The sequence below is a fragment of the Deltaproteobacteria bacterium genome (assembly GCA_016183175.1).
Lineage (GTDB): Bacteria > UBA10199 > UBA10199 > UBA10199 > SBBF01 > JACPFC01.
This window is the reverse complement of sequence record JACPFC010000109.1, coordinates 1-23,720: the sequence shown is the minus strand read 5'-3', so window position 1 is coordinate 23,720 and position 23,720 is coordinate 1. Positions and strand designations below refer to the sequence as shown.

At 53.5% G+C, this 23,720-nt stretch carries 28 protein-coding genes; 14 read left to right on the top strand and 14 right to left on the bottom strand.

All coding sequences use genetic code 11. The features are described from left to right. Positions 1 to 57 precede the first annotated feature (57 nt). From purL to HYU99_10550, 5 genes are read right to left on the bottom strand one after another with little or no spacing between them, the layout of a single operon-like run. Positions 58 to 2,391 (bottom strand): phosphoribosylformylglycinamidine synthase subunit PurL, encoded by a 2,334-nt coding sequence (gene purL / locus HYU99_10570; GenBank protein MBI2340785.1) that lies wholly within the window; start codon positions 2,389 to 2,391, stop codon positions 58 to 60. Beyond that, complete coding sequence (gene purQ / locus HYU99_10565) at positions 2,388 to 3,047, bottom strand: phosphoribosylformylglycinamidine synthase subunit PurQ (protein MBI2340784.1); 660 nt, start codon at positions 3,045 to 3,047, stop codon at positions 2,388 to 2,390. The genes purL and purQ overlap by 4 nt, the downstream gene beginning before the upstream one ends. Next, entirely contained in the window at positions 3,040 to 3,282 is a 243-nt protein-coding gene (purS, locus tag HYU99_10560) for a phosphoribosylformylglycinamidine synthase subunit PurS (GenBank protein ID MBI2340783.1), read from the bottom strand. The genes purQ and purS overlap by 8 nt, the downstream gene beginning before the upstream one ends. Then, the gene (locus HYU99_10555) at positions 3,279 to 3,986 is read right to left on the bottom strand and encodes a phosphoribosylaminoimidazolesuccinocarboxamide synthase (protein ID MBI2340782.1); all 708 of its coding nucleotides are present in this window, start codon (positions 3,984 to 3,986) and stop codon (positions 3,279 to 3,281) included. Before HYU99_10555 ends, purS begins: the two co-directional genes overlap by 4 nt. A gap of 45 nt (positions 3,987 to 4,031) precedes the next feature. Then, positions 4,032 to 5,324, bottom strand: a complete 1,293-nt coding sequence (locus HYU99_10550) for an adenylosuccinate lyase (protein ID MBI2340781.1) — start codon at positions 5,322 to 5,324, stop codon at positions 4,032 to 4,034. 206 nt (positions 5,325 to 5,530) lie between these two features. Here HYU99_10550 and HYU99_10545 point away from each other — a divergent pair, with 206 nt between their 5' ends. Next, positions 5,531 to 6,511 (top strand): hypothetical protein, encoded by a 981-nt coding sequence (locus HYU99_10545; GenBank protein ID MBI2340780.1) that lies wholly within the window; start codon positions 5,531 to 5,533, stop codon positions 6,509 to 6,511. 69 nt (positions 6,512 to 6,580) lie between these two features. Here the strand turns inward: HYU99_10545 and HYU99_10540 are convergent, their stop codons facing one another. Beyond that, positions 6,581 to 6,856 carry a helix-turn-helix transcriptional regulator gene (locus HYU99_10540; protein ID MBI2340779.1) on the bottom strand — a complete coding sequence of 92 codons (276 nt, stop codon included), beginning with the start codon at positions 6,854 to 6,856 and terminating at the stop codon, positions 6,581 to 6,583. Positions 6,857 to 6,865: 9 nt separating this feature from the next. Here HYU99_10540 and HYU99_10535 point away from each other — a divergent pair, with 9 nt between their 5' ends. From HYU99_10535 to HYU99_10505, 7 genes are all read left to right on the top strand, one after another. Beyond that, on the top strand, positions 6,866 to 7,300 hold the full coding sequence (locus tag HYU99_10535; GenBank protein ID MBI2340778.1) for a response regulator: 435 nt from the start codon (positions 6,866 to 6,868) through the stop codon (positions 7,298 to 7,300). Positions 7,301 to 7,560: 260 nt separating this feature from the next. Beyond that, positions 7,561 to 8,202 carry a hypothetical protein gene (locus tag HYU99_10530; protein ID MBI2340777.1) on the top strand — a complete coding sequence of 214 codons (642 nt, stop codon included), beginning with the start codon at positions 7,561 to 7,563 and terminating at the stop codon, positions 8,200 to 8,202. Then, the gene (locus HYU99_10525; protein ID MBI2340776.1) at positions 8,203 to 8,802 is read left to right on the top strand and encodes a hypothetical protein; all 600 of its coding nucleotides are present in this window, start codon (positions 8,203 to 8,205) and stop codon (positions 8,800 to 8,802) included. Between the two features lie 292 nt (positions 8,803 to 9,094). After that, entirely contained in the window at positions 9,095 to 9,580 is a 486-nt protein-coding gene (locus HYU99_10520; GenBank protein MBI2340775.1) for a hypothetical protein, read from the top strand. 54 nt (positions 9,581 to 9,634) lie between these two features. After that, the gene (locus tag HYU99_10515) at positions 9,635 to 10,099 is read left to right on the top strand and encodes a hypothetical protein (GenBank protein ID MBI2340774.1); all 465 of its coding nucleotides are present in this window, start codon (positions 9,635 to 9,637) and stop codon (positions 10,097 to 10,099) included. A 47-nt stretch (positions 10,100 to 10,146) separates the two neighbouring features. Continuing rightward, positions 10,147 to 10,512 (top strand): hypothetical protein, encoded by a 366-nt coding sequence (locus HYU99_10510; GenBank protein MBI2340773.1) that lies wholly within the window; start codon positions 10,147 to 10,149, stop codon positions 10,510 to 10,512. 179 nt (positions 10,513 to 10,691) lie between these two features. Then, positions 10,692 to 11,579 carry a diguanylate cyclase gene (locus HYU99_10505; GenBank protein ID MBI2340772.1) on the top strand — a complete coding sequence of 296 codons (888 nt, stop codon included), beginning with the start codon at positions 10,692 to 10,694 and terminating at the stop codon, positions 11,577 to 11,579. 12 nt (positions 11,580 to 11,591) lie between these two features. Here the strand turns inward: HYU99_10505 and prfB are convergent. The 6 genes from prfB to HYU99_10475 form a co-directional block, all read right to left on the bottom strand. Beyond that, positions 11,592 to 12,690, bottom strand: a protein-coding gene (gene prfB, locus HYU99_10500; protein MBI2340771.1) for a peptide chain release factor 2 whose coding sequence is annotated in 2 segments (ribosomal slippage) — positions 11,592 to 12,620 and positions 12,622 to 12,690 — 1,098 coding nt in all. Because the reading frame shifts where the segments join, the coding sequence is not laid out codon by codon here. Positions 12,691 to 12,693: 3 nt separating this feature from the next. Then, entirely contained in the window at positions 12,694 to 14,271 is a 1,578-nt protein-coding gene (lnt, locus tag HYU99_10495) for an apolipoprotein N-acyltransferase (protein ID MBI2340770.1), read from the bottom strand. Further along, entirely contained in the window at positions 14,253 to 14,663 is a 411-nt protein-coding gene (gene ybeY / locus HYU99_10490; GenBank protein MBI2340769.1) for an rRNA maturation RNase YbeY, read from the bottom strand. The genes lnt and ybeY overlap by 19 nt, the downstream gene beginning before the upstream one ends. Beyond that, positions 14,572 to 17,013: an HDIG domain-containing protein gene (locus tag HYU99_10485; GenBank protein ID MBI2340768.1), complete on the bottom strand. Its 2,442-nt coding sequence runs from the start codon at positions 17,011 to 17,013 to the stop codon at positions 14,572 to 14,574. The genes ybeY and HYU99_10485 overlap by 92 nt, the downstream gene beginning before the upstream one ends. 2 nt (positions 17,014 to 17,015) lie before the next feature. Further along, positions 17,016 to 18,008, bottom strand: a complete 993-nt coding sequence (locus HYU99_10480) for a PhoH family protein (GenBank protein MBI2340767.1) — start codon at positions 18,006 to 18,008, stop codon at positions 17,016 to 17,018. 14 nt (positions 18,009 to 18,022) lie between these two features. Next, a complete protein-coding gene (locus HYU99_10475; GenBank protein MBI2340766.1) occupies positions 18,023 to 18,457 on the bottom strand; it encodes a YjbQ family protein in 435 nt (144 codons plus the stop codon). A 218-nt stretch (positions 18,458 to 18,675) separates the two neighbouring features. On the opposite strand from HYU99_10475, the gene HYU99_10470 reads away from it, so the two are divergent. After that, entirely contained in the window at positions 18,676 to 19,443 is a 768-nt protein-coding gene (locus tag HYU99_10470) for a lytic transglycosylase domain-containing protein (GenBank protein ID MBI2340765.1), read from the top strand. Between the two features lie 3 nt (positions 19,444 to 19,446). Here HYU99_10470 and HYU99_10465 read toward each other — a convergent pair whose 3' ends face one another. Further along, the gene (locus HYU99_10465) at positions 19,447 to 19,905 is read right to left on the bottom strand and encodes a tRNA (cytidine(34)-2'-O)-methyltransferase (protein ID MBI2340764.1); all 459 of its coding nucleotides are present in this window, start codon (positions 19,903 to 19,905) and stop codon (positions 19,447 to 19,449) included. Positions 19,906 to 19,919: 14 nt separating this feature from the next. Between HYU99_10465 and HYU99_10460 the strand changes: the two genes are divergently transcribed. The 5 genes from HYU99_10460 to HYU99_10440 all read left to right on the top strand — a co-directional run bounded on the left by HYU99_10460 (position 19,920) and on the right by HYU99_10440 (position 22,679). Continuing rightward, positions 19,920 to 20,078, top strand: a complete 159-nt coding sequence (locus HYU99_10460) for a hypothetical protein (GenBank protein MBI2340763.1) — start codon at positions 19,920 to 19,922, stop codon at positions 20,076 to 20,078. 77 nt (positions 20,079 to 20,155) lie between these two features. After that, the gene (locus tag HYU99_10455; GenBank protein MBI2340762.1) at positions 20,156 to 20,551 is read left to right on the top strand and encodes a hypothetical protein; all 396 of its coding nucleotides are present in this window, start codon (positions 20,156 to 20,158) and stop codon (positions 20,549 to 20,551) included. Continuing rightward, positions 20,544 to 21,266, top strand: a complete 723-nt coding sequence (ubiE, locus tag HYU99_10450) for a bifunctional demethylmenaquinone methyltransferase/2-methoxy-6-polyprenyl-1,4-benzoquinol methylase UbiE (protein ID MBI2340761.1) — start codon at positions 20,544 to 20,546, stop codon at positions 21,264 to 21,266. Before HYU99_10455 ends, ubiE begins: the two co-directional genes overlap by 8 nt. 1 nt (position 21,267) lies before the next feature. Continuing rightward, positions 21,268 to 21,816 carry a UbiX family flavin prenyltransferase gene (locus HYU99_10445; protein ID MBI2340760.1) on the top strand — a complete coding sequence of 183 codons (549 nt, stop codon included), beginning with the start codon at positions 21,268 to 21,270 and terminating at the stop codon, positions 21,814 to 21,816. Beyond that, complete coding sequence (locus HYU99_10440) at positions 21,813 to 22,679, top strand: UbiA family prenyltransferase (protein ID MBI2340759.1); 867 nt, start codon at positions 21,813 to 21,815, stop codon at positions 22,677 to 22,679. Before HYU99_10445 ends, HYU99_10440 begins: the two co-directional genes overlap by 4 nt. Here the strand turns inward: HYU99_10440 and HYU99_10435 are convergent. Then, positions 22,680 to 23,720: GAF domain-containing sensor histidine kinase (locus tag HYU99_10435; GenBank protein MBI2340758.1), on the bottom strand; the 1,041-nt coding region annotated here is incomplete at its 5' end.

Sequence of the window (23,720 nt, the reverse complement as noted above, 5' to 3'; positions counted from 1 at the left end):
ACTACTGTTTTTACCCTAAACCCAAGTCGCTAAACCCTAAACCCTGCACCCCAGACCCTAGTCGCTAAACCCTAGACCCTCCGCAAACCCCTTCTCCCACCATTGTCTCACCGTATCAAGATCAAGATCAATCCACCGCTCTCTTTCCGATCCGATGGAAAACCTTTTTCCCCCCACCGTCCCCAGAGACAGCCGTGGAACTCCATGGCGTTCCGCCAGTTTTTGGATGGCCGGCGCGTCTGATGGACCAGCCGAAACAATCACCCGCGACGGGGATTCGCCGAATAAAAGAAGATCGGGGCGATGGCCTGATTTAAGCACAATTTGAACCCCAACGGAAGGGGCATTGCCCACCGTCGGTCCAAAACAGCACTCCGCCAGCGCCAACGCCAATCCCCCTTCCGAGAGGTCGTGGGCGGAAGACAAAAGCCTTTGGGCATTGGCCTCAAGGATCGCCTTCCACAGATTCTTTTCGCGTTTCAAATTAATCTGTGGTTTTCCGGCCGTTTTTCCATGGATGATTTTGAGATATTCCGAACCGTCAAGGCCGCTTTCCAGATCGCCCAAAAGGAGAATCGCGTCCCCTTCCCGCGCAAAAAACGATCCGAGACGGTTGTCGATATTTTCCAAAAGCCCCACCATCCCGATCATCGGTGTCGGATAGATGGCTACTGCTTTGTGTGAGCGAGAATCCGGCTTTGCCGGTTCGAGCGAAAGGGGTTCGGGGGGATGGGGCCCGCTTCCGCCGGAGGCGGAAGGGGCAGCGTTCCCCCCGAATATAATAGTCTCATTGTAGAAACTGACATTCCCGCTCACAACTGGCGTTCCCAGTTCCCGGCAGGCCTCCGAAATGCCCTTCGTTGCCTCCTCGAACTGTCCCATAATTTCCGCGTTTTCGGGATTCCCGAAATTGAGGCAATCGGTCACCGCCAGCGGCTCTGCCCCGGAACAGACGAGGTTTCTCCCGCTTTCGGCCACCGCCATTGCGGCACCCGCGAAGGGATTGAGATAACAGTGTCGCGCATTGCAGTTGGAAGTGACCGCAATCCCCTTTTTTGTTCCTTTGATGCGCAAAATGGCCGAATCCGAGCCGGGGCCGACAACCGTGTCGGTCATCACCTGATGATCGTACTGGCGATAGACCCATTTTTTGGAGGCGAGTGTCGGATGAGAAATCAGTTTTTGAAAGACATCGGTTAAGTTTTGCGGTTCCGGAATTTCGGCAAGATCGAGTCGGTTGAGCCGATCCTGATTCTCAGGCCGCTTTCTCGGACGATCGTAGACCGGCGCCCCATGGGCCAGAGGGGAAACGGGAAGAGAGACAACCTCTTCTCCCTTGAACCGGGCCCGGCAGATTCCGTCGGCGGCGACACGGCCGATGACGCTCGAGTCGAGGTCCCACTTGTCGAATATTTCTTTGACAATTTTTTCGGCCCCCGGTTTGCAGACAAGCAACATCCGTTCCTGCGATTCCGACAGCATGATTTCGTAAGGGGTCATCCCCTCTTCGCGGAGCGGAACTTTGTCGAGATCGATTGAAAGGCCGGTCCCGGCGCGCGAGGCCATCTCAAAAGACGAAGAGGTCAGTCCCGCCGCTCCCATGTCCTGAATCCCGACAATCGCATCCTTCGCCATCAGTTCCAGACAGGCCTCAAGGAGGAGTTTTTCGGTGAAGGGATCACCCACCTGAACCGTCGGGCGCTTTTGCCCGGAAGACTCGTCAAAACTGTCGGAGGCCATGGTGGCTCCATGTATTCCATCGCGGCCGGTTTTAGAGCCGACATAGATGACCAGATTCCCCGGCCCGGAGGCGCTCCCTTTGAAAATTCTGTCGGCACGGACAAGGCCGACCGTCATGGCGTTCACCAGAATATTGCCGTTGTAACATTCGTCGAAAGAGACATCGCCGCCGACGGTGGGAATCCCCATGCAGTTCCCATAACCGGCAATGCCTGCGACGACACCGCCGACAAGATAGGAGGTTTTTGGATGTTCAATGGCGCCGAAACGGAGCGAATCGAGAACGGCGATCGGCCGCGCCCCCATGGTAAAGACATCGCGCAAAATTCCGCCGACGCCGGTGGCCGCCCCCTGATACGGCTCGATGAATGAGGGGTGATTATGCGATTCCATTTTGAAAACCAGCGCCAGTCCGTCGCCGATATCGACGACACCGGCGTTTTCCCCCGGCCCCTGAATCACCCGCGGCCCCGTGGTCGGAAAATTTTTGAGGAATTTTCGCGAGCTTTTGTAACTGCAGTGCTCGGACCACATGACCGAAAAAATCCCCAGCTCGACAAGATTCGGCTCGCGGCCCAGGATTTTCAGAATGGAGGAATATTCCTCGCCTGTTAGATTGTGCTGTTTCAGAATTTCCGGAGAATAGGTCATAAGAGCGATTCAAAGATAAACCTTCCATCCTCGCCACCCAATATCGACTCCGAGGCCCGTTCCGGATGCGGCATCATTCCCAGAATATTGCCCGCTTCACTGCAAATTCCCGCTATGTCATCCGTCGAGCCGTTCGGGTTCTCCCGGTAGCGGAAAACAATCCGGCCGTTGTCCTGAAGGCGCTTTAATCCGTCGTCATCGATAAAATAATTCCCTTCGCCGTGGGCGATCGGCAGGCGGTAGACCCGGCCCGTTTCCCCTTTGGCCGTAAATGGCGTCCGATTGTTGACAAGCGTAAGATCCACCCAATCACAGATAAATTTGAGGTCCCTGTTTTTAATGAGGGCGCCGGGGAGCAACCCCGTTTCAACCAGTATCTGAAACCCGTTGCAGATACCGATGATCCTCCCCCCCTTCCGGGCAAAGTTTTGGATCTCGGCCATGATCGGCGAAAATTTGGCGATCGCGCCGCACCGCAGATAGTCGCCGTAGGAAAAGCCGCCGGGGAGAATGACGACGTCCGAATTTTTAAGCGAGGTCTCCTTGTGCCAGAGACAAACGGCTTCAGCACCAAAAACGTTTGCAACGGCGTGGTACGAATCGGCATCGCAGTTGGAGCCGGGGAAGACGACAATGCCAAATTTGGGTTTACTCATTGATCTCGAATTGAAAATCCTCGATGACGGTATTGGCCAGCAACTTTTGCCCCATTTCTTTGATCTGTTTTTCGGCTTCGGACCGGGTGGCCCCGCGAAGAGACACCTCGAAAAATTTTCCCTGCCGGACATCCTCTACCCCCTTGTAGCCCATGCTGTGCAACGCATGCGCCACCGCCTTCCCTTGCGGATCGAGAACCCCTTTCTTCAAAGTGACGGTGACCTTGGCTTTCATGTCTTTATCACCCGCTCCAAAACCGTCTTATACGCCTCTTCAATTCCCCCCATGTCTCTGCGAAAACGGTCTTTATCGAGCTTTTCGTTTGTCTTTTTGTCCCACAGCCTGCAACTGTCGGGGCTGATCTCGTCTCCCAGACAGGTCTCCCCCTTGAATCTGCCGAACTCCAGCTTGAAGTCGATCAGGCGGATCCCCAGCGCATCAAAGAAGGGAGTCAGCACGTCGTTGACCTTGAGCGCCATGTTCCGGATGTTGATCAATTCCTGATCGGTGCAAAGCTCAAAGACAAGAACATGGTCCTCGTTGATCTGCGGGTCGTGAAGGAGGTCGTTTTTGTAGCAGTATTCGAGGACCGTCCTTTTGAGCGGCGTCCCCTCGGCCATTCCCATCCTTTTGGCCAGGCTTCCGGCCACGACGTTTCGGACCAGCACCTCGAGCTTGAGCATCTCCAGTTTGCGGATCAGCATCTCGCGGTCGGAGAGTTTTTCGACAAAATGGTTCGGCACGCGGTTTTTGGCCAGTATTTCAAACAATCGCGATGAAATGGCGTTGTTGATAATCCCCTTGCCGACGATTGTCCCCCTCTTGGTGTTGTCGAACGCCGTGGCGTCATCCTTGAAATAAGCGATCAACAGATCGGGATCGTCGGTGGCATAGATGATTTTTGCTTTTCCCTCGTAGAGTTTTTCTTTTTTTTCCATATGCCGATCCTCCGTTCACCATCCACTATCCACCATCCACTTTCTTTACCCAAACACCCGCTTAAAAATCACATCCACATTTTTCAAATAGTAGTTTGCATCAAACAGCGGGGCGATCTCCTCCGGCGGCAGATGTCTTGTGATCGCGGGGTCCGACTTCAATTCCCCCAAAAAATCCCCCTCGCTCACCCAGACCTTCATCGCATGCTTTTGCACCAGACGATACGCCTCGTCGCGCGAGCATCCCTTGTCGGTCAGCGCCAAAAGGACGCGCTGGGAAAAGATCAGGCCGCGCGTCAAGTCCATGTTCTTTTTCATGTGTTGCGGATAGACCACCAGTTTTTCCAGAATGTCCGACATGCGGGAAAGCATGAAATCGAGTACAATCGTGGCATCGGGGGCGATCACCCGTTCCGCCGAGCTGTGCGAGATGTCGCGCTCGTGCCATAAAGGGACATTTTCCAGAGCGGTCACGGCATACCCTTTCAGCAGACGCGAAAGTCCTGAAATATTTTCGCTCAAAACGGGGTTTCGCTTGTGAGGCATGGCGGAGGAGCCCTTTTGTCCCGGCGAGAAAAATTCCTCCGCCTCCAGCACCTCGGTCCGCTGGAGATGGCGGATTTCGACGGCGATCTTGTCCAGCGTGGCGCCGATGACGGCGAGGACCGAGAAATAATAGGCATGGCGGTCCCGCTGGACAATCTGCGTCGAAACGGGATCGGGCTTCAGATTCAGCTTTTTGCAGACGTAGGCCTCGACGGCGGGATCGAGATGGGCGAATGTCCCCATCACCCCCGAAATTTTGCCCACGGCAATCTCACCGCGCGCATGGAGCAGACGGTCTCGGTTGCGTTTCATCTCTTCGTGCCAGAGGGCCAGCTTCAGCCCGAAGGTGATCGGCTCGCCGTGAATGCCGTGCGACCGCCCCATCTGCAGGGTGTTCTTGAATTCGTACGCACGGAGCTTGAGAATGGAGAGAATCCGGTCGATATCCTTCAAAAGCAGATCGGTCGCCTGTGCGAGCTGGACGGCAAGGGAGGTGTCGAGTACGTCGGAGGAGGTCATGCCGTGATGCAGATGCCGGGCATCCGGCCCCACAAATTCGGATACTGAAGTGAGAAAGGCAATCACATCGTGCCGAACATCCTTTTCGAGCGCCTCGATCCGCTCGGCATTGAACTTGGCCTTGGTCCGAACCGCCTTGATCACCTCGCGCGGCACCTGACCCAGTTCCACCCGCGCCTCCAACGCCAAAAGCTCGATCTCCAGCCATATTTTCAAGCGGTTTTCGGCCTCCCAGATACGGCTCATCTGATCGCGACTGTAACGTGGAATCATAAAGGAAACAGGCATATACACTATTTGAAATTATTTGTGCAAGGAGTTATGAAAGGCGGCAGGGCCGCCAACCAAATGGTCCGAATGGACCTTCAAACGGTCCGCAAACTTCTTCGCGAAATGCGTAGAAGAATAAGCATGAAAGATCACCAGGAGGCCCAAAGCCGTTTCAATAAGAGCCCTTTTTTGCTATAAATGGAATTTGTATGAAACAGATCGTTCGCCCGTTCATAAAAATCAACCTGTTGATTTTGTTTGTTTTTTGTTCAATGCCGGCTCGCGCCCAGGAGTTGCCTCCCCCGCTGGCACCGGCCCTGCCGGCCGATCAACAGGGTCAGGGCAATGTGACCGATACCCCTCCCGCGGATGAGCCGCAGAACGGTCAAAAAGAGGTGACTCCGGATGATTTTTTGGGCGATCCCACCCTCCCTTTTACCGGCACACTCGACGCCGAAGATGAAGATAACGAAAAAGCGCAGGAGGAGCGCGAACTCTTTGGCGGCGAGGAAGAGCAACCAGCCGAAGGAGAAGAACCCGCCGAAGGGACGCATCTTCTGAAACTCAAATTCACCTCGCATGTTCAATTCATGAATCCGGGAGAACCGTCTCCCTATCTGGAACTCGAATACACCAACTCCATCGAGGCGCCGGTGACCCTGAAACCCTCGCGGTTTGAAACCGACGTGACGATGAGTTTCGACGTGCAAAAATGGGGTTACCTGGCCCAGAACGAACTCTTTTCGTGTGACCTGGATGTTTCGATGAAAGAGGTCTCGGTCCACATTGCCACGCGTCTGTACAAGGCGGCCTCAAAAGAGGGGGAAGGAGAAGAAGGGGAAGAGGAGGAAAAGACGGCGGAGGAGAGGGCCGAGGAACTAAAGGAAAAACCGTATTCCGCCGCGGTCAAAATCGCCGTCGGCGACGACATCCGGGAGGACTGGTTTTCCTATTGCACCGACCTCTCCGGCGCGACGCTGAACACTCAAGGGGACACCGAGGCCTACGATTTGGCGGCTTTAAAGGCCGTTGAACCGTCCCTTTCGGCTATTGTCATCGAGGAATTTGCCGGCGACGAGGCGGTTGAGGTTGAACTGGTCGCCAATCCCATTCAGGTGGAAGACAACGAGATAAGAAACGACATTTTTCTCTCCGGCGAAGGCACCCTTGCCATCGAACCGATGGAATAACGACAAATCGATAATGGTTTTGAAATCTTGATTTCCCCGGGCTAAGGCGGCAAGGCAGGGGACGGAGATTTAAACATCGAGCAACTGTGAGGGTTTTAAGCCGAAGGCCTCGGCAAGACGAAACAGGTAGGCAAGCGTGATATTTCGCGTGTCGCCTCTCTCGATCCGCTGGAACTGACGGAGATTCAACTCGTATTCCTGCATTGCCTCTTGGGTGAGCCCTTTCTCCAACCTCAAACGGCAGATCTTCTCTCGCACCTTTTTCGCAAAACGGTTGAATTCATCAAAGTAAACACTCTCCCGTGTGATTCCCCTCTTCGCTACCGTTTGTTTTCTTCGTGACACGCGACTTCTATGTCATGCAATCCCTTTACTATCTACGACATGTATGTCATTATTTTATCTTCGATGCCGGCTCAACTCGACATCCTCGTCGTCGATAACAACGAATCAATCCGGTTACTTCTCAAAGACTATCTTACTTCCATTAACCGTAACGTCACTGTTGCCTCAACCGGCGAAGAGGCGATTATGCTGGTTCAAAAATATAAATTCGGCCTGATTTTTATGGATAATGAACTGCCCGAGCACAATGGCCTTCAAATCGCCGGGCTGATTTGGAACAAAATCGATCCCGGTGTCCCCATTGTGTTGTTTATCGCAGACAGAGACGGGGCCGTTGCAAAGCAGGCCCACAACGAAGGATTCGAGGTTGTCGGCAAACCATTCAGCCTGCCAGAGATTGAGGAGATCGTGGAAAGGAAAACAAAGGAGGCGAACACGGACTGACACCATGGGCCTGATCTCTCATTTTAAGTTGGCCCCGTTTGGTGACCGTCCGATTTTCGGACGGTGCCGTCCGATTTTGAGACGGTTGTACGCATGGAGGGTGGAGCGGTGTGCGGGGTGCGATGGGCCAAGTTGTTGATTTTACGCATTCCGCTTCCCGCCCAACGCTCCCTGCCTTTTGGCACGGGAATTGCTTATAAAATTGCGAGAAAGGAGCCGCATTATGGCCAATACCATCCTTGAGCTTTCCCAAACCCCCTTTGACGCCCGACCTTCTGGCCCAAATTTTTGCGAAAAATCTGGGCGAGGGGAAATCTTCGGGGGAAATCGCCAGTGAAATTTTTACGCATCTGCCGGAATCGAAACAAACACCGCAGACGTACGGCGAGCTGGTGCAATTCACTGAAACCACGCTCACGCAACTGGTTGGGGATAAAATCCAATCCACCGGAACGGCTTCTGCACAGGAGGTGCAAAATCCAACTCACGAGGAAATTGAAAAGAAACTGGAAGATCTTGCAATTCGATATGATGTTCCCAAGAAAGCTTTGGTTGCCCTCATTGCGACGGAGTCAGATTTTCGACAATTTGATGAAAACGGTAAACCGTTGTCACCGGGAACAAGCTCGGCCATTGGCCTTGGACAGATTCTAAAACCGACAGCAAAACTTTACGGCGCCGATTATGGCAAGCTGGGGAGCGACTGGGAATACAATTTAGAGGTGGCTGTGCAAATATATGCGGCGGGTTATCATCACCCATGGAACAGCTCAATTACGGATCTGGCTCTGCGAGCCGCCAGGGCCTACGGAATGTATCATGATGGTTTTAAGGCAGTTTACAAGACCAATCCCGATTACATTGACACCGTGTGGGAGAAGCGCTACAAATCAAGATACTAAATGAACCGGAATATTTTTTTTGTCTGCTGTTTCTTGGCCGCAATAGGCTCCGGGGTGAGCGTAAGCGCCAAATCCGGAAGCCTTACCCTTGTCGACGCGTATAAAGTCGATTCAGGTTTTGTCGCCATCGAACACCAAGCCAACCACTTGACGGTTCGTAGCATACAGAACCTGCCCAACAACCGCTATGTTTTAAAGAAGGTAAATTTTGACGGTAGGGGGTTCCAAGAGAAAGAAACAAAAATTTCCAATGCGCGGACCTTCAAGGAAGTCAGTACGCCGGTTTTCAAGAAGTATGAAACGGTCGTTCAGCATGTCATGAATCTAAGGGGCATGAAAAATTTCTTGTTGTTCGAAGAAATCGATCTTGGCACTGAAAAGAAAGCTAAAATTTTTGTCCGGCCAGAAGTGCCAAATAACTTCACCACAAAGTTGGTTTTGGTTGAGCATCACTCGTCTCACGAAATTGTATTCGAATATGGTTTTGTGGATGATGTCAGTATCCTCACAATGGATGCGTCGGCTTTCTATTTTGTAACCATCGCTTACTGTGGTGCCTCTTCCTGTTCCTCTCAAGTCAACGTCTATAAACCAGATTAACTTGAAAATTCCTCGCGGCTTGCCACGGGGAGAATTCATCACACGCCGCGGAAAATGAGTATTTATAAAGATGGAGATACGATCGATCTCGATGGGGATGGCAAGACTGACGGCATTGTCCAGATACATTATGGAAAGGTGATGAGGACTTCGCCGAAACGTTCAAGTACTTTTTTACCGACCCCAATGAATTAAAAAAAGTTGCCCCGGAAAAATTCCAATTCATGGTGGATTATGTGGGATACGATCCGACAGAGGTGGTTTTCAAACCGGGGACCATGCGGGTTTAACGATGCAGAAAAAAAATAAACTGTTTTTGCCCATTCTTTTTTTAACCCTTCTGGCCGCAATTGCGTGTAGCGGAGATGGAAACGGTGAATCAGGAGAACCCGTCTATTATTATGCGCAGGATTCATTAACGGAAGGTTCGGATCAGGAGGAAGGTTATTATCTGAAGTCTTATGAATTTGCGGCTGACGCGGAAGATCCCATCTACATTAAGGCCGGGTCAAACGAATTCACCCCTGTGCTTAAGATATTCCATGAGGAAGAGTTGGTAGCCGAGAGTGAAGGTGTAGCCAGCGATAGTAATTATCCGGAGCCCGGTTATATGGTGGCCGTTGTTGATACAACGGCGGAACAGGCGGCCACGTACCGTGTCGTCGTGACAACGACTTCATTGGGGGCGACTGGAGAATTCATCGTAGAGTTGATCGATTGCTGTACCGATTTGGCCGATGATCCTCAGTTTCAACCCGAATTCGGCAGTATGCTGTGATTTTTTCCGGTAGACCTGTGTGGTTTACAAACCGGGGACTATGCGGGTTTAACGATGATGCAAAAAAATAAAATGCTGTTGCTTCTCGCTTTGTTCGCGCTAGGCCTTCCGGTTGGCTGTAGCGACGGAGAGGTTAATGTGGAGCATTCCTGTTATTATACCACAGCGTCTCTAACGGAAGGTTCGAACCAGACAGACGGTTATTATCTGATAGAGGCTGAATTTACCGAGAGCGCGGGGAATACCGTTGTGCTGACCGTTGATTCCGCGGAATTTGTTCCCACCGTCAAATTGTACTACGGGGAAGAATTGGCCGCGGAGGCAGATGGAGATGAGAGATATGACGGTTGGAGGGCAAACCTTGCCGTCACGGTGGAACAAACGGGAACATACCGGCTGGTCATATCGACGACGGAACAGGGAAATACGGGACAATTTACCATGATCGTTTCCGAGGCTTGTTGTGAGAACTTGATTGAGAGCACGCCGGAACTGGAGTTTACGGAGGACTTTTGTTGAGAGACGGCAAGGCACGGTTAAAACAGGCTCTTTTTATTTTTTTCGTTATGGCCCAAAACATGATTCTGGCCACACGACCCTATTCATCCGTTGATTCGCTAACGCGGCATTCAGCGAGAGATAACGGTTTTTTTTACGAAAGCTATTCACTCGGCGCGGCGCGAAACACGAAATTCAAAGTCGGCGTTTCCTCTTTCAAATTCAACCCGCGTCTTAAATTGCTGAAGGGCGACGAATTGATCGCCGAAACCTCCGGCGCCAAGAGGTATTATGACGCCGGATGGGACTGGCACGTGGCTTTGGAGGGCGCTTTGGAGGCAAAAACGGCTTACAGGCTGATCGTCAGCTCCGAAAAGAAAGGGGCCACCGGCGAATTTTCGATAGACTATACTCCCGAAACCGGTTTGAAGTAGGAAGGAAAACCGGGGTAACTCGCAAAATTCGAGGGAAAACTTGTTGATCCGCAGACCATGTAAAAAGAGAAAAAGGGGGAGAAAGGTTTAAGCCAACAAACCCCAACATTGATTTCCTGACGCTCCGCGTAAACTTTTTTGTTTGATTTCTTACGGGACATTGTGTCAGCTCTATAAACGTGCCATCGGCGGTCCAAAAAATCCTTCTCCTGACGACAGACCCTTTTGTAAGACAGTTGGTCGGCTCATCCATCCATTCGCATCCCGACTGGAAACATTGCCGGCTCGAGCCGATAGAGAATCTTCGCAAGGGGCTCTCCGAGATGACGGTGGCCGAGCACGACATGATTTTGATCGACGCCCCCTCTTTTGAACAATCGCCGCTGGAACTGCTTATTCAGGTGCGGGGGTTGAAGCGCGAAACGCCGATTGTCCTCTTCAACCGGCCTGGCGCGGAGAAAACCGCCATCAACTGCCTAAAGCACGGCGCCGACTATTATCTTCCCAAAAACAAAAACTGGGAGGACGAACTGCCGCATGTCATGGATTCGGTTTTGGAGGAGCGAAAGCAGAAAAACAATTTAAAATGGCGGCTCTATCAAATGGAAAAGGAAAACAAAAAACTCCGTGGCATGGCCGCCGTTGACGAGACAACCTCTTTTTACTCCGCCCGGCACTTTCAACAGCTGTTGTCCAGCGAGATCCATCGCGCCAACCGCTACGGCCTTAATCTGGCCTGCCTTTTGCTGGATGTGAAGGCGGAGAAATTCTCCAATGCCGTCTACGAAAAATTGGGGCTTCTTCTGCGGTCGGCCGTCCGCTCTTCGGACATCTGGGGGCGCCTAAACGGCAACCGTTTTGCCGCTCTTCTGCCGCACACCAGTGCCCGGCAGGCCCGCCAAGCCGTCAAGCGGCTCGACTCCGAAATCGCCGGCGCCGAATTCCTGGCGGACAAAACCCGCATCCCCGTAAAGGTCAAATGGGGGATGGCCGGTTTCAGCAAGGACAAGGTCAAAAACGAAAACGACCTTTTGCGGATGGCGGAGGCGGCTCTCGCTAAAGCATGAGGGACCGAGTTGCTAGACTCTCGCCGTGAGCAAATACTGCCTGATAAACTCATCCAACTCCCCGTCTAGCACCGACTGGGAATTCCCGGTCTCGTGATTCGTCCGATGATCCTTCACCATCTGGTAGGGGTGTAAAACGTACGAGCGGATCTGCGAGCCCCAGGCGATGTCCTTTTTGTCCGCCTCAACCTTTTCCCGTTCGGCCCTCTTTTTTTCCATCTCCCGTTCAAAGAGGCGTGCCCGGAGCATCTTCATCGCCATCGCCCGGTTTTGGTGTTGCGAACGCTCGTTTTGGCACTGCACGACGATGCCGGTGGGAATATGCGTCATCCGGACCGCCGAGTCTGTTTTGTTGACCTTTTGGCCCCCCGCACCGCCGGCGCGGTAGGTGTCGACGCGGAGATCGGCATCGTTGACCTCGATGTCGATTTCCTCCTCGATGTCGGGATAGACAAAAACCGAGGCAAACGAGGTGTGTCGGCGTTTGTTGGCGTCGAACGGAGAGATGCGGACCAGGCGGTGGACGCCGATTTCCGCCTTCAGACACCCGTAGGCATAGTCTCCGGTCACGGCCACCGTGACAGAGCGATACCCGGCGCCGTCCCCCTCGGTAAAATCGATGATCTGCGTCTTGTAGCCCTTGCGCTCGCAAAAACGGAGGTACATCCGGAGGAGAATGGAGGCCCAGTCACATGACTCGGTCCCGCCGGCGCCGGCGTTGATCTGCAAAAAGGCGTCGTCCCCATCTTGCGGGCCCGAAAGCATCTTTTGAAATTCCAGGCCGGCATAAGCCTTTGAGGCCGAGGCGATTCCCTCCTCTGCCTCTTTCAGAGCTGATGCGTCTCCGGCCTCCACGGCCAGATCAAGCAGGACCGCGCTATCCGAGATCGCCTCTGCCGTCCGGTTCCAAGAGATCACCTGCGCCTTAAGGCCGTGGACTTCCCTTAAAACTTCTTTGGCCTTTTTAGGATCGTTCCAAAAGGTGTCTTGGAAGGTGATGATTTCCAGCTCTTTCAGGCGGGATTTCTTTTTTTCGATGTCAAAGAGACCTCCCGAGCAGATCCATCTGCTCTTTCAACGCATTCAATTTTTCCCTCAACTCTTTAGACATTTTTTATTCTTCCTCGAGCGTCCGTCCTTTAAACAGAGAAACAAAAAGAACTGCAACCGAAAAAATCGCCGCCCCCCAGCCGACAAAATCCCCCAGGATGATATAAAGGGTTTTATCATCTGAAAGGGCCGCCCCTTTAAGCAGAATATCTTCCGTAAAAGGGCGGAGATGATAGAGCACCTCCCCCTGCGGATTGATGACGGCGGTCACCCCCGTATTGGTCGCCCGGAGGAGATAGCGACGGGTCTCCAGCGCCCGGAACTGCGAAAAGACCAGATGCTGATGCTGGGCCGAAGAGTCGCCGTACCATGCGTCGTTGGTGAGGTTGACCAACAGGTTGGCGCCGGTTTTGGCAAAGCCGCGCGCAATGTCGGGAAAGATATCCTCGTAGCAGATGAGCGTTCCGATTTTTAACGGCCCCGTTTCAAGAAGGATAAATTTGTCGCCGGGCGTCATGTCTCCAACGGCGGTTGTCAGGCTTCGGGCGAATGTCAGCCACTTTTTCATTGGGATATATTCCCCAAAGGGAACAAGGTGCTGTTTGTGATAAGCCTGCCGGATCCGGGCATCCCGTTCGGCCAGGAAGGCGGAATTGTAAATAAGTGGCGGCGCCACTGGCGCCGGCGCCTCGTCGTCCGCGGTCGGCATTTCGCCGACCGCCCCAAAAAGAATGGGAACCGGCAACCCTTCGCGGTCGAAGGCCGGCTTTGACGATAATGTGGAAAGATCGACCGTGTAAGGATAAGCGGTCTCGGGCCATATGACAAGGTCCGCCCCGTCGGCAACGGCGCGATCGGAAAGCGAGAGGTATCGCCGAAGATGCTCCATCGCTTTTTTCGGGTCCCACTTCATCTCTTGGCCGATGTTCCCCTGAACAAGGGCAATCCGAACCGTCGCCCCCGCCGAGATATCGTTTTCCACTCCCCTCTGCCGTCCGTAATTGCCAAAAAATGAAATCATCCCCAAAAGGGCAAAAACCACAAAACGGTTGAGCAGGTGATCTTTTTCTCCCCGGCCACGGAAGGCCATAATCATTTCGGCCAGAAGACCGTTGACGAGATAGATCAGAATATTCAGGCCATAGACCCCGGTGATATCGACCCATTGGAAGAGCGACAAAAAGGTTCCCTGGGAATAGGCCGGCATCGACCAGGGAAAGCCGTTCACCGGAAACCAGGTCCGCAAAAAATCGCCGGCCATAAGAAAGACAGCCGCCGAAAGAAAGAAAGGAATTCCCGTCCGTTCATGAACTCTCAAGGCGAGGCTTGAGGCAACGGCAAAATAGAAGGCAAGGATCAGCGTGACCAGAAACAAAACACCGCATGATTCCCAGAGGCTCAACCCGCCGAAATTTTTCATCGCGGGAACGAGCCAGTAGAGAGAGCCGAGATAGAAAATCAGCGCAGAAACAAATGAACCAAAAAACCGTTTTGTTCCCTTAAGCGAAAAGAGCGCGATAAACAGCGGGATCAGGTAAATCCACGCCAGATAACCAAATTCAGGCGCATGCCATCCGAAAATCACGGTGGGGTAGATGACGATGCCCAGGAGGCCGGTAATGATTATCGCGCCAATCGCCACAATATTTGTTCCTTTTTACGCATTCGGACCCGTTCACGATGTTTAATATGATCGTATCCAATCAGATGCAGAATGCCGTGGATAATCAAAAAAAGGACCTCCGACTTGACCGGCCATTTTTTTTCTTTGGCCTGTCGGGCCGCCGTGTCCAGCGAAATGACCACATCGCCCAACAAATTCCCCTCTCCCATGGGAAAACTCAATACATCGGTCGGGTGGTTTTTGCCACGATAAACCCGATTCAACCGCCTGATTTCGCGGTCGGTCACAAAGCTGATATCCAGAATGGCGCGGGGTTTTTCAAGATGACGAAGGATTTTTTTCGCCCTTTTTTCGAAATAGAGGCGCGATATTCGACGGCGGGGGTGTCGGTTGTTGAGGGTGACCACCATGGGCGGCCCGCTTCCAGAGCGGGTGGATATCGGCGCCGGCCCGAAGGGAAACCCCCTCGGGCAGGAGCGCCCCTTCGGGATATTCCACCCTTTGGTGGTAAATTCCAACCAGAATCTTGATGAAGGCCTCGGCAATCCGGTGCAGATCGCGAAGCGTCAGATCGCACTCGTCCAACTGCTCGTCCACGAAGTGCTGGTTGACCAGCTTTTCCACCGCCGACTGGATCTTTTGCGGCGTCTTTTCGGGAAGCGACCGGACCGCCGCTTCCACCGTATCGGCCAGCATGATGATCCCCGCCTCGCGCGTCTGCGGCTTGGGCCCAACGTATCGGTAGTCACGCTCGTCTACCTTCCCCATTTCCGGGTCGGAGAGTTTTCGGGCCTTGTTGTAAAAATAACCGATCAGCTTGGTTCCCTGATGTTCGGGAATCATGTCGGTGATTTTTTTGGGAAGCTTGTGTTCCCGCGCCATCTCCAGCCCGTCCTTCACATGGGCCTCCACGATCAAGGCGCTCATCGACGGCGTCAACTTGTCGTGCGGATTTTCGCCCCGCTGATTTTCCACAAAATACTGCGGCTTTTTCATCTTGCCGATGTCATGATAATAACTTCCAACCCGCGATAAAAGGGGATTGGCGCTGATCGCCTGGGCGCCCGCTTCCGCAAGAATGCCGACCAGCTGGCTGTGATGATAGGTCCCCGGGGCGTGGACGATCATTTCTTTCAGCAGGGGATGGCTCAAATTTGCCAGTTCCAGCAGTTTGATGTCGGTGGTGTAGTTGAACAGCCCCTCCATCACCGGAGTCAACACCAGAACCGTCATGGCGGTAAACACCCCCCCAAAAAAGCCGGCCACCGCGTTCACCGCGATGAGCGAGGGCTCCAGTCCCCCCGAAATGGAAATGACCGAAATCAGATTCAGGCTGAAAATCGTCAGGGCGTTCACCAGCCCGGTATAGATGCCGCAGAGAAGGATGGTGGAGCGCTTGTCCGCATGCGCGATCGCATGGGCGGCAAAGACGCCACCAATCAGATAATAGACGGTCACTTCAAGGCTCCCTTCAATGAAGATCCCGCAAAAAAGGCTCAAGATGACGGCAAAAACCAGCGCCGTCTCGGAATTGAGGATAAACCGGACAAGCATCGCCCCGGCCGCCACCGGAATGACGTAATAGAGGGTGAATGGGCCTACCGAAAAAGGGAGGGCGTCGCGCACCGTGGAACCCAAAAAGGCCCCCATGCGCAGGAGGGCCAGAAACAGAATGAGCGTGATGCCGAGAAAAACCAGATCCTTCCGGTTGGGGCGGAATTTGCGGATGTACTTGGCCGAATAATAATAGACGATAAAGAGGACCAGATTGACAAAGAGAAAGGTTCCCGCGAATTTGAGAAACCGGTTGGTCTTCAGCCGTTCCTTCCGAATCCCCTCGATCACCGCGACCTGCCACGGCCCGAAACGGTCGCCGCTCCGGATGATGGTCTCGCCGCGTTGCAGTTTGATGATGATGTTTTTGATGTTGGCCTGCGCCTGCGTTTTTCGCAAATCGGTTTCGGAGCCGTTGTAATTGACATTGGTCTTAACCAGCCCGGAGGCGACCGCCTTGACCCCCAAAAAGGTTCCGCGGTCGAGAAACTCCAGGCTTAAACTCCGTTCGGCCTCCTTGAGGGTAACCGCCTGAATCCTCTCGCGGGCCGAGGCGAGGCTTAAGATGGTGGAGCTATCCGTGACAATCTGTTCGCTCGTCCCCCCTTCGGGGGCCAGTTTTCGAAGCACAAAACCGTTTTCAGCGAGGGCTTTAAAATCGGAGAGGGAATGGGCGACGGGATTTTGCATCGCCTGATGAACAAAATAACCAAGCACCCGCTCGACAGCGGGATAAAAACGGGCTTTGCGGATCAACGCGTAATGCTCGTCGGACAGGAGAACTCCCAGTTTATCCTGAAAACCGCGCTTCAACTCTGCCTCTACTTCGGCCGACAGGAGGGACGAACGCCCTCCAACAGACCCCTTTTCTGCAAGAAAGTTCCGGGCCCCCTCGAAAGCGGAATGGATTTTTGAAGCGAGTTCCGATTCAATAGCCGGGTCGAAGTCATAGACCGGAAGAACGCTGGCCAAAGCCTCTTCCCGCAATTGTTGCGTCGATTTTTCGTCGACAATCTCGTAGTTCTGGTCGGCCTTGATGTCCTTGGCGGCAATGGAACCGACCGTCAACTGCTGGGGAATGCGGTCGAGGTAGAGGGTCATCAGAAAGGTGACCGACGACCCCAAAACCAGAACAAGGCAGACGTTCAGAGCCGCCTCGCGCCGGTCCTTGTTTCCGGTGAGCCAGGCGGCTGCTTTTTCTTTCATTGTCACCGGTTTTCCCCCCCTTCATTTCGTTCGTAGGCGCGGATGATTTCCGAAACCAGCGGATGCCGGACCACATCTTTTTCGGTCAAGTACTGGATGCGAATCCCCGGGATGTCTTTGAGGATTTCGATGGCGTGGATCAACCCTGATCTCCGGTCGCGGGGGAGGTCGATTTGAGTGATGTCGCCGGTAATCACCGTTTTTGACTGAAACCCGATACGCGTCAAAAACATCCGCGTCTGTTCGACGGTGCAGTTTTGCGCCTCATCGAGGATGACAAAGGCGTCGTTGAGCGTCCGCCCGCGCATAAAGGCCAGCGGCGCCACCTCAATCTCGCCGCGGTCGATCATTTTTTGCGTCTTCTCGAACTCGAGCATGTCGTTTAGGGCGTCGTAGAGGGGACGCAGATAAGGGTTGACCTTCTCGACGAGATCGCCCGGCAAAAAACCGAGCTTTTCCCCCGCCTCGATTGCGGGGCGGGTGAGGATGATCCGTTTGACCTCTCCCTTCAGGAGCGAGGTCACCGCCATTGCCATGGCGAGGTAGGTCTTGCCGGTGCCGGCCGGGCCAACGCCGAAGATCATGTCGTATTCCCGCATCGCCTCGATGTAGAGCTTCTGCCCCGCGGAGCGGGGGGCGATCACTTTTTTGCGGGCGGGAATAAAAATGGAGTCAAGAAAAATGTCGTCCAGCCTGGCCTGCCGGTCGTTGCTCAAAATACGGATGGCCTGTTCCACGTCGCTCCCCAGGACCGGATGCCCTTTCTTGAGGATATTGTAGAGCTGGGTCAGGATTTTCTCGACCAACTGCGTCCGCTCATGTTCCCCCTGAATGCTCACCTCGCCGCCACGGACATGGATATCCACTCCCAGCCGGTTTCTGATGGATTTTAAATGCGCCTCCTGCGGCCCAAACAGATTCCGCGCCAGATTGTTGTCGTCGAACTTCAGCTGGATGACTTTGCCTTCCTGTGCTGTCCCGGTTTTTTTTGACATTTGAACTTTGAGCTTTAAGTTTTCTTCTCCGCCCCCTCCCCCATTACATGGATACAGACCTCTCTTCGACCGATTTTATCGTCAAAGTCAAAAACAATCACCTCCTGCCAAGGCCCCAAAAGAAGCTTTCCATCCTTGACCGGAATGATCACCGACCGGGCCAGAAAGGAGGCCCTCAAATGGGCCTCGGCGTGGCCGCTTCCCGAACGCCGCGCCGGCCGGGCCCCGGCCGGGTTGCCGACAAAGGAGGCAATGAGATTCTTATATTCCTTCTGGATGGCCGGGTCGTTTTCCAGAATAGCAACCCCCGCCGTTCCCCCCGGAACATAGACCGTCAAAAGACCGTTTGAAACCTGCGACTCCTTAAACGCCCTTTTCACGTCCACCGTGGCATTTAAAATATCGATCCCTTTGGTCGTATTGAGGTAGACGTTAAGGAGGGTGGACATCGTTTTTTAGCTGATGTTATCCAGAACCCTTGGGAATTGCAAGGAGGCATATAATACTTAACTACATGAAATAACTTGATAAATTTTAAAAACCCGCCAAATCCCTTAAAATATTTCAAATTTTTCGCACCTTTCGGGGGTGAACAGCCGATAAATCTCTTAGGGAGGAAATCAGCCCCCTATTTGAACATTGGTCGGGGGCGGTCAAATCTGTTAAAATGATTGGTATGAGAGTTAACAATTCAAGCCGGATGGGTTCCCGAAAGGCGCTTGGGTCAGAGGCCGGTGTCTCCAAAAACCGCGAATTCTCCGATATCTTAAACAGCAAGCAGGAGGCCAAAGACCTTTCGGCGAGGGCTTCATTCCAAGCCCCCAACAGCGTCATTGGCAACAAGCTCGACTGGGGTTCGGGCCCCGGACCTCTTACACAACCGGAAGGGCCGACGGCGGAGGCGGGTCGATTGCCTGATTCGCTCATCGGCGTGAACGGCCTTGGCCGGACAAATCCCTACGAGGGATCGGTTTCGGCGACGGGGATTTCCGGAAAGGCCCCGCGCAAACTGCAAACCTACAGCCCGCTCATCGAAAGGGCGGCGCGCAAATACAATGTCGATCCGAATCTGGTGGCGGGGGTGATCAAGCAGGAATCGGGGTTTAACCCGAAGGCGGTCTCCCGGGCCGGCGCCATGGGGCTGATGCAATTGATGCCGGGGACGGCCCGAAGCCTTGGCGTTCGCGATCCGATGAACGCCGAGCAGAACATCGACGGGGGAACAAAATATTTAAGGCAGATGCTCGACAAATTCGGCGGCGATGTGAAACTGGCTCTGGCCGCCTACAATGCCGGTCCCGGGGCGGTGGAAAAATACGGAAACCGCGTGCCGCCGTATCGGGAAACACAACATTATGTAAAGGCCGTGACCGGTCACGCCGAATCGATCCGCGTCGCCGGCGCCTTTACCCGTCCAAAAACCGGCATTGCTTGATTGTCAGCTTGGACCCTGCCTTATCTGTCTTACCGCCTCCCCTACTACCATCGCAACAGCGCTGGACAGATTGAAACTCCGGATATTATCGTCAATCGGGATGGTAAGAAGACGGTCGGTATTTTCTTTCAGGAGGGAGGCCGGCAGTCCTTTTGTCTCGCTTCCAAAAACCAGAAAATCCCCCTTTTTGAATTCAACGGAGGTATACGGACGTTTTGATTTCGTGGTCAGATAGTAGAAATTCCCGCGTGAAAATTCCTCGCGGAATGCTTTCCACGATTCATGGACATGAAGATCGACGTGAGGCCAGTAGTCCAGCCCCGCCCGTTTCAGATACCGGTCGGTGAGTTTGAAGCCGAGCGGGCGGACGAGATGGAGCGGCAGGCTTAAACCCGCGCAGAGCCGCGCGATGTTACCGGTGTTGGGGGGAATTTGCGGTTCAACAAGGACAACGTGAATCATTTTTTAGGTTGGAAATGGGTCCGGTTCAAGCGTTTCTTGAGGCCGAAGTAGCCAAGAACAGCGCCAATGAGAACAACCACGCCGACAACAAGCAGGCTGAAGAAAGGGTGTTTTTGCCCCGACTCGGCAATGGGGGGGCCAATGACGGCAAGGCCACTCGTGGCGAGGAATAAGGGGTTGAAATGAGGCATAAATCCAGTATAGCTCATTTTCTTAGCAACTTAGAGTAAAAAATGACGATAACTATTATATGAAGAAACGGATATTCATTCTGACTCTCGTTACGCTCTTGGCCTCCAGCCCCGCCTGGGCCGGATGGTATTTCAGCCTCGGATACCGCTCTTACCCCCTTTATTATGCCCGATACGGCGGATTCACCTTTGTGTCGTATCCGAGTGTTCCCGTCTCCCGCGCCTATCCGCTCTTTCCCATTTCCGGATACAGGCCTTACGGCGGATCTTCTCTGGTGGGACCGGTTGAAGAGATCAGGGCAATGGGGGAGGAAAAACGAATGCAATGGAAGGCAGACAAGGAAAAACAGACTTCTTCCAAAATTGAACCGGTGGAGACTGTATCCCAGCCCCCTGTTGTTGAAGAAGCCCCCGTAACGGTCCCTGCCATCGAATCCGGAAAAAAAAGTGAGTGAATCGATCAAAAGTCTCTTCTCCTCCATCTCCCCCACCTACGACCGGGCAAACCACCTGTTGAGCCTGAACGCCGACCGCCGGTGGCGGCGGAAAACGATTCGGAAAATCGGGGGAGACAAAACCCGATCATTTAAGGCGCTGGACCTCTGCGCCGGGACGCTTGATCTTTCAATTGAGTTTTTAGAGCGGTTTCCCAGGGGAGAAGTCTGGGCCCTCGATTTTTCCCAAAAGATGCTGGAACATGGGATGGCCAAAATAAGGGCCAACGGCCCCAAAGGGCCCCTGCAACATCGCCTCCATACCGTCTGCGCGGATGGCCTGAACATGCCCTTTTCCACCGGACAATTTGACGTCGTCTTTTGCGGTTTTGGTTTTCGGAATTTTGACGATCGAAAAACGGCGCTCAAAGAAATCCATCGCGTCCTCAAGCCGGAGGGGCAACTGCTGATTCTGGAATTTTTTCGGCCGACAAATTTTATCACACGCCTCTTTCACAAGACCTATGGAAATTTCGTCCTCCCCCTTGCAGGGGGCTTGATTTCCGGCCGCAAAGAGGCGTATCGCTATCTGCATCGCTCCATCGCCGATTTTTACTCGCTTGAAGAATGCAAAGAACTGTTTCGGCAAAGCGGATTTGAGACAACAGAGGCAAAAAATTTTTCGTTGGGGGTTTGTTCGCTGATTGCGGGAAAAAAGCCCCCATTGGGGGTTTGATATGAAAATCATCATCGGCATTACGGGGGCCAGCGGGGCGATCTATCCGTTTCAACTTCTCACTTTTTTAAGAGAGAAGACAAACCACGACGTCTCTCTCATCGCCTCGCCAAACGGGCGGCGGATTTTCAAGGAGGAATTGGAAAAAGACCTGGAAATGTTCGATTACCCGATTTACGGCGGCAAGGACTTTGATGTCCCGTTCGTTTCCGGTTCCGCCAGATACGATCAACTGGTCATCGTCCCTTGTAGCATGGGAACCATGGGACGGATCGCCCACGGCGTTTCGGACGACACACTGACCCGGACAGCGGATGTTTTTATCAAGGAGAAAAGAAAAATGATCGTCGTCCCGCGCGAGACCCCCTTCTCGCTGATTCATATCGAAAACATGCGGCTTCTTTTGCTGGCGGGGGTAACGATCATTCCGGCGATCCCGTCGTTTTATTCCCGACCACAAACAATCGAACAGACTGCCGCGACGGTCACCAGCCGGATCCTCGATCATATGGGCATCGAGAACAACTTGATGGAACGGTGGAAAAAATGAAAAAGCTCGTGATCAAACTCATCTATACCCTTGAAATGATCAAGTTTTCGCACTCGGTCTTTGCGCTCCCGTTTGCCCTTGCGGCCCTCGTTTTTGCCGCCGACGGCCTCCCGCCGCTTAAAACGGTCGGCCTGATTATTCTGGCGATGGTCACGGCGCGGAACACCGCCATGGCCTTCAACCGCTTCGCCGACGCCAAAATCGACGCCAAAAACCCCCGGACCGCCAATCGGCATATCCCCAAAGGACTTTTAAGCCGTGGGTTCGTGTTGAGTTTTGCCCTGATCAACGGCGCCCTCTTCATTTATATCGCCAGTTTTTTCAATCCACTCGCCTTCAAACTCTCGCCGATGGCATTGGCGATCATCTACTTTTATTCCTATACCAAACGGTGGACCCACTTTACCCAACTGTTCCTCGGACTCTCGCTGGCCATCGCACCGGTCGGGGCGTGGATCGCTTTGCGCGGCATGATCGAGGCCTTCCCCCTTCTTCTCGGCGCGGCTGTTCTGTTTTGGGTGGCCGGGTTTGACATTTTTTACGCGACACAGGATTTTCACTTCGACAAAAGCGAAGGGTTAAAATCACTGGTTGTGCGCTTTGGCATTGCAAGATCGCTGATCGTCGCCAAATTTTTCCATGTCTTGAGCATGGTCTTCTTTCTGGCCATCGGAATTGTCTATCAGCTGAATACCTTCTACCTGACCACCGTGATCCTGATGGGCACCTTCCTCGCCTACGAACATCATCTTGTAAAACCCGACGACCTGTCTCGGGTGAACACAGCGTTCTTTACATTGAACGGTACTGTGGGCATTCTCTATCTGGCGGGAACCATCTTGACCGTCACAACCGCTTCCTGATTATTCCGCCTCGGTTGCCTGAATCCCCGTCGGGGTGATCGGCAGGGTCAAATAAAATTCGGAGCCCTTTCCCAAAACCGAATCGACCCAGATCCTTCCGCCGTGCAGTTCCACAACCCTTTTTGCAATGGCCAGCCCCAAGCCGGTGCCGCCGTAGCCCCTTGTCACGGAACCGTCGGCCTGGCGGAATTCCTCAAAAATCCGCTCGCCATCTTCTGAGGAGACGCCGATGCCGGTGTCGCGCACGCAGATCTTTGCCATATCGCCGCTTTTTGCGGCATAGACCTCGATCTGCCCCTTCTCTGTGAACTTGGCGGCATTGCCGATCAGGTTGATCAAAACCGTCCGGATCTGGTCCTCGTCGCCGTAAACGTAAAAATCCCCCGGCACATGCGATTGAAAATGATTTTCCCGCGAGGCAAAAACCCCCTCAAAAAGGCCCGAGGTCTCGTCAACCACCCGCCCCAGCTCAATCCGGCGGACGGCCGAGGCCTCCTTTCCCGATTCTATCTTGATGAGGGAGAGAATGTTGTTCACAATCTCCAAAAGCGACTCCCCCGCCGCCTTCACCATCCCCAGATGCCGCCGGCAATCGTCGGTGACGGGCCCGTCGGCCCCTTCCATGACGAGATCGGTCAACCCCAGAATGCCGGTCAGCGGCGTCCGCAGTTCGTGGGTCACGTTGGCGATGAGCTGGTTTTTCACCTCGGTGATCTCGGAGAGTTTTTTATTCTGACGGCGGACCTCGTCGTAGAGGAGGGTGTTTGAAAGATGATGGGCCAGAAAGTCGGCCAGAAGACAGAGAAGACCGCGGTCTTCTTCCGTGTAACTTCTCCCCCTGCCGCCGCGTCCGACGTTCAACAGACCCACCCACTCATCCTTGACCGTCAGCGGCACAACCGCCACGCACGAAAGCTGGGTGAAATAATGGAGACCGGCGGAGCGGATATCCGTAAACCGCCCTTCGGACAAGACCTCATCCTTGAAGAGGGGTTGCGACGCCTGTCTTAAATAATTCAAAAACTCGTAGTCAGCCGACAC

What these genes read in the sequence shown, in the direction of transcription:
- HYU99_10520 (MBI2340775.1), top strand. Translation starts at nt 9,095, where the DNA reads ATGCAGAAAAAAAATAAACTGTTTTTGCCCATTCTTTTTTTAACCCTT.
- purQ (MBI2340784.1), bottom strand. Translation starts at nt 3,047, where the DNA reads ATGAGTAAACCCAAATTTGGCATTGTCGTCTTCCCCGGCTCCAACTGC.
- HYU99_10535 (MBI2340778.1), top strand. Translation starts at nt 6,866, where the DNA reads ATGTCATGCAATCCCTTTACTATCTACGACATGTATGTCATTATTTTA.
- HYU99_10545 (MBI2340780.1), top strand. Translation starts at nt 5,531, where the DNA reads ATGAAACAGATCGTTCGCCCGTTCATAAAAATCAACCTGTTGATTTTG.
- HYU99_10550 (MBI2340781.1), bottom strand. Translation starts at nt 5,324, where the DNA reads ATGATTCCACGTTACAGTCGCGATCAGATGAGCCGTATCTGGGAGGCC.
- HYU99_10460 (MBI2340763.1), top strand. Translation starts at nt 19,920, where the DNA reads ATGGGTCCGGTTCAAGCGTTTCTTGAGGCCGAAGTAGCCAAGAACAGC.
- HYU99_10515 (MBI2340774.1), top strand. Translation starts at nt 9,635, where the DNA reads ATGATGCAAAAAAATAAAATGCTGTTGCTTCTCGCTTTGTTCGCGCTA.
- HYU99_10485 (MBI2340768.1), bottom strand. Translation starts at nt 17,013, where the DNA reads ATGAAAGAAAAAGCAGCCGCCTGGCTCACCGGAAACAAGGACCGGCGC.
- HYU99_10445 (MBI2340760.1), top strand. Translation starts at nt 21,268, where the DNA reads ATGAAAATCATCATCGGCATTACGGGGGCCAGCGGGGCGATCTATCCG.
- purL (MBI2340785.1), bottom strand. Translation starts at nt 2,391, where the DNA reads ATGACCTATTCTCCGGAAATTCTGAAACAGCACAATCTAACAGGCGAG.
- HYU99_10525 (MBI2340776.1), top strand. Translation starts at nt 8,203, where the DNA reads ATGAACCGGAATATTTTTTTTGTCTGCTGTTTCTTGGCCGCAATAGGC.
- HYU99_10555 (MBI2340782.1), bottom strand. Translation starts at nt 3,986, where the DNA reads ATGGAAAAAAAAGAAAAACTCTACGAGGGAAAAGCAAAAATCATCTAT.
- HYU99_10510 (MBI2340773.1), top strand. Translation starts at nt 10,147, where the DNA reads ATGGCCCAAAACATGATTCTGGCCACACGACCCTATTCATCCGTTGAT.
- HYU99_10470 (MBI2340765.1), top strand. Translation starts at nt 18,676, where the DNA reads ATGATTGGTATGAGAGTTAACAATTCAAGCCGGATGGGTTCCCGAAAG.
- ybeY (MBI2340769.1), bottom strand. Translation starts at nt 14,663, where the DNA reads ATGGTGGTCACCCTCAACAACCGACACCCCCGCCGTCGAATATCGCGC.
- HYU99_10475 (MBI2340766.1), bottom strand. Translation starts at nt 18,457, where the DNA reads ATGTCCACCCTCCTTAACGTCTACCTCAATACGACCAAAGGGATCGAT.
- HYU99_10455 (MBI2340762.1), top strand. Translation starts at nt 20,156, where the DNA reads ATGAAGAAACGGATATTCATTCTGACTCTCGTTACGCTCTTGGCCTCC.
- HYU99_10440 (MBI2340759.1), top strand. Translation starts at nt 21,813, where the DNA reads ATGAAAAAGCTCGTGATCAAACTCATCTATACCCTTGAAATGATCAAG.
- HYU99_10480 (MBI2340767.1), bottom strand. Translation starts at nt 18,008, where the DNA reads ATGTCAAAAAAAACCGGGACAGCACAGGAAGGCAAAGTCATCCAGCTG.
- purS (MBI2340783.1), bottom strand. Translation starts at nt 3,282, where the DNA reads ATGAAAGCCAAGGTCACCGTCACTTTGAAGAAAGGGGTTCTCGATCCG.
- HYU99_10465 (MBI2340764.1), bottom strand. Translation starts at nt 19,905, where the DNA reads ATGATTCACGTTGTCCTTGTTGAACCGCAAATTCCCCCCAACACCGGT.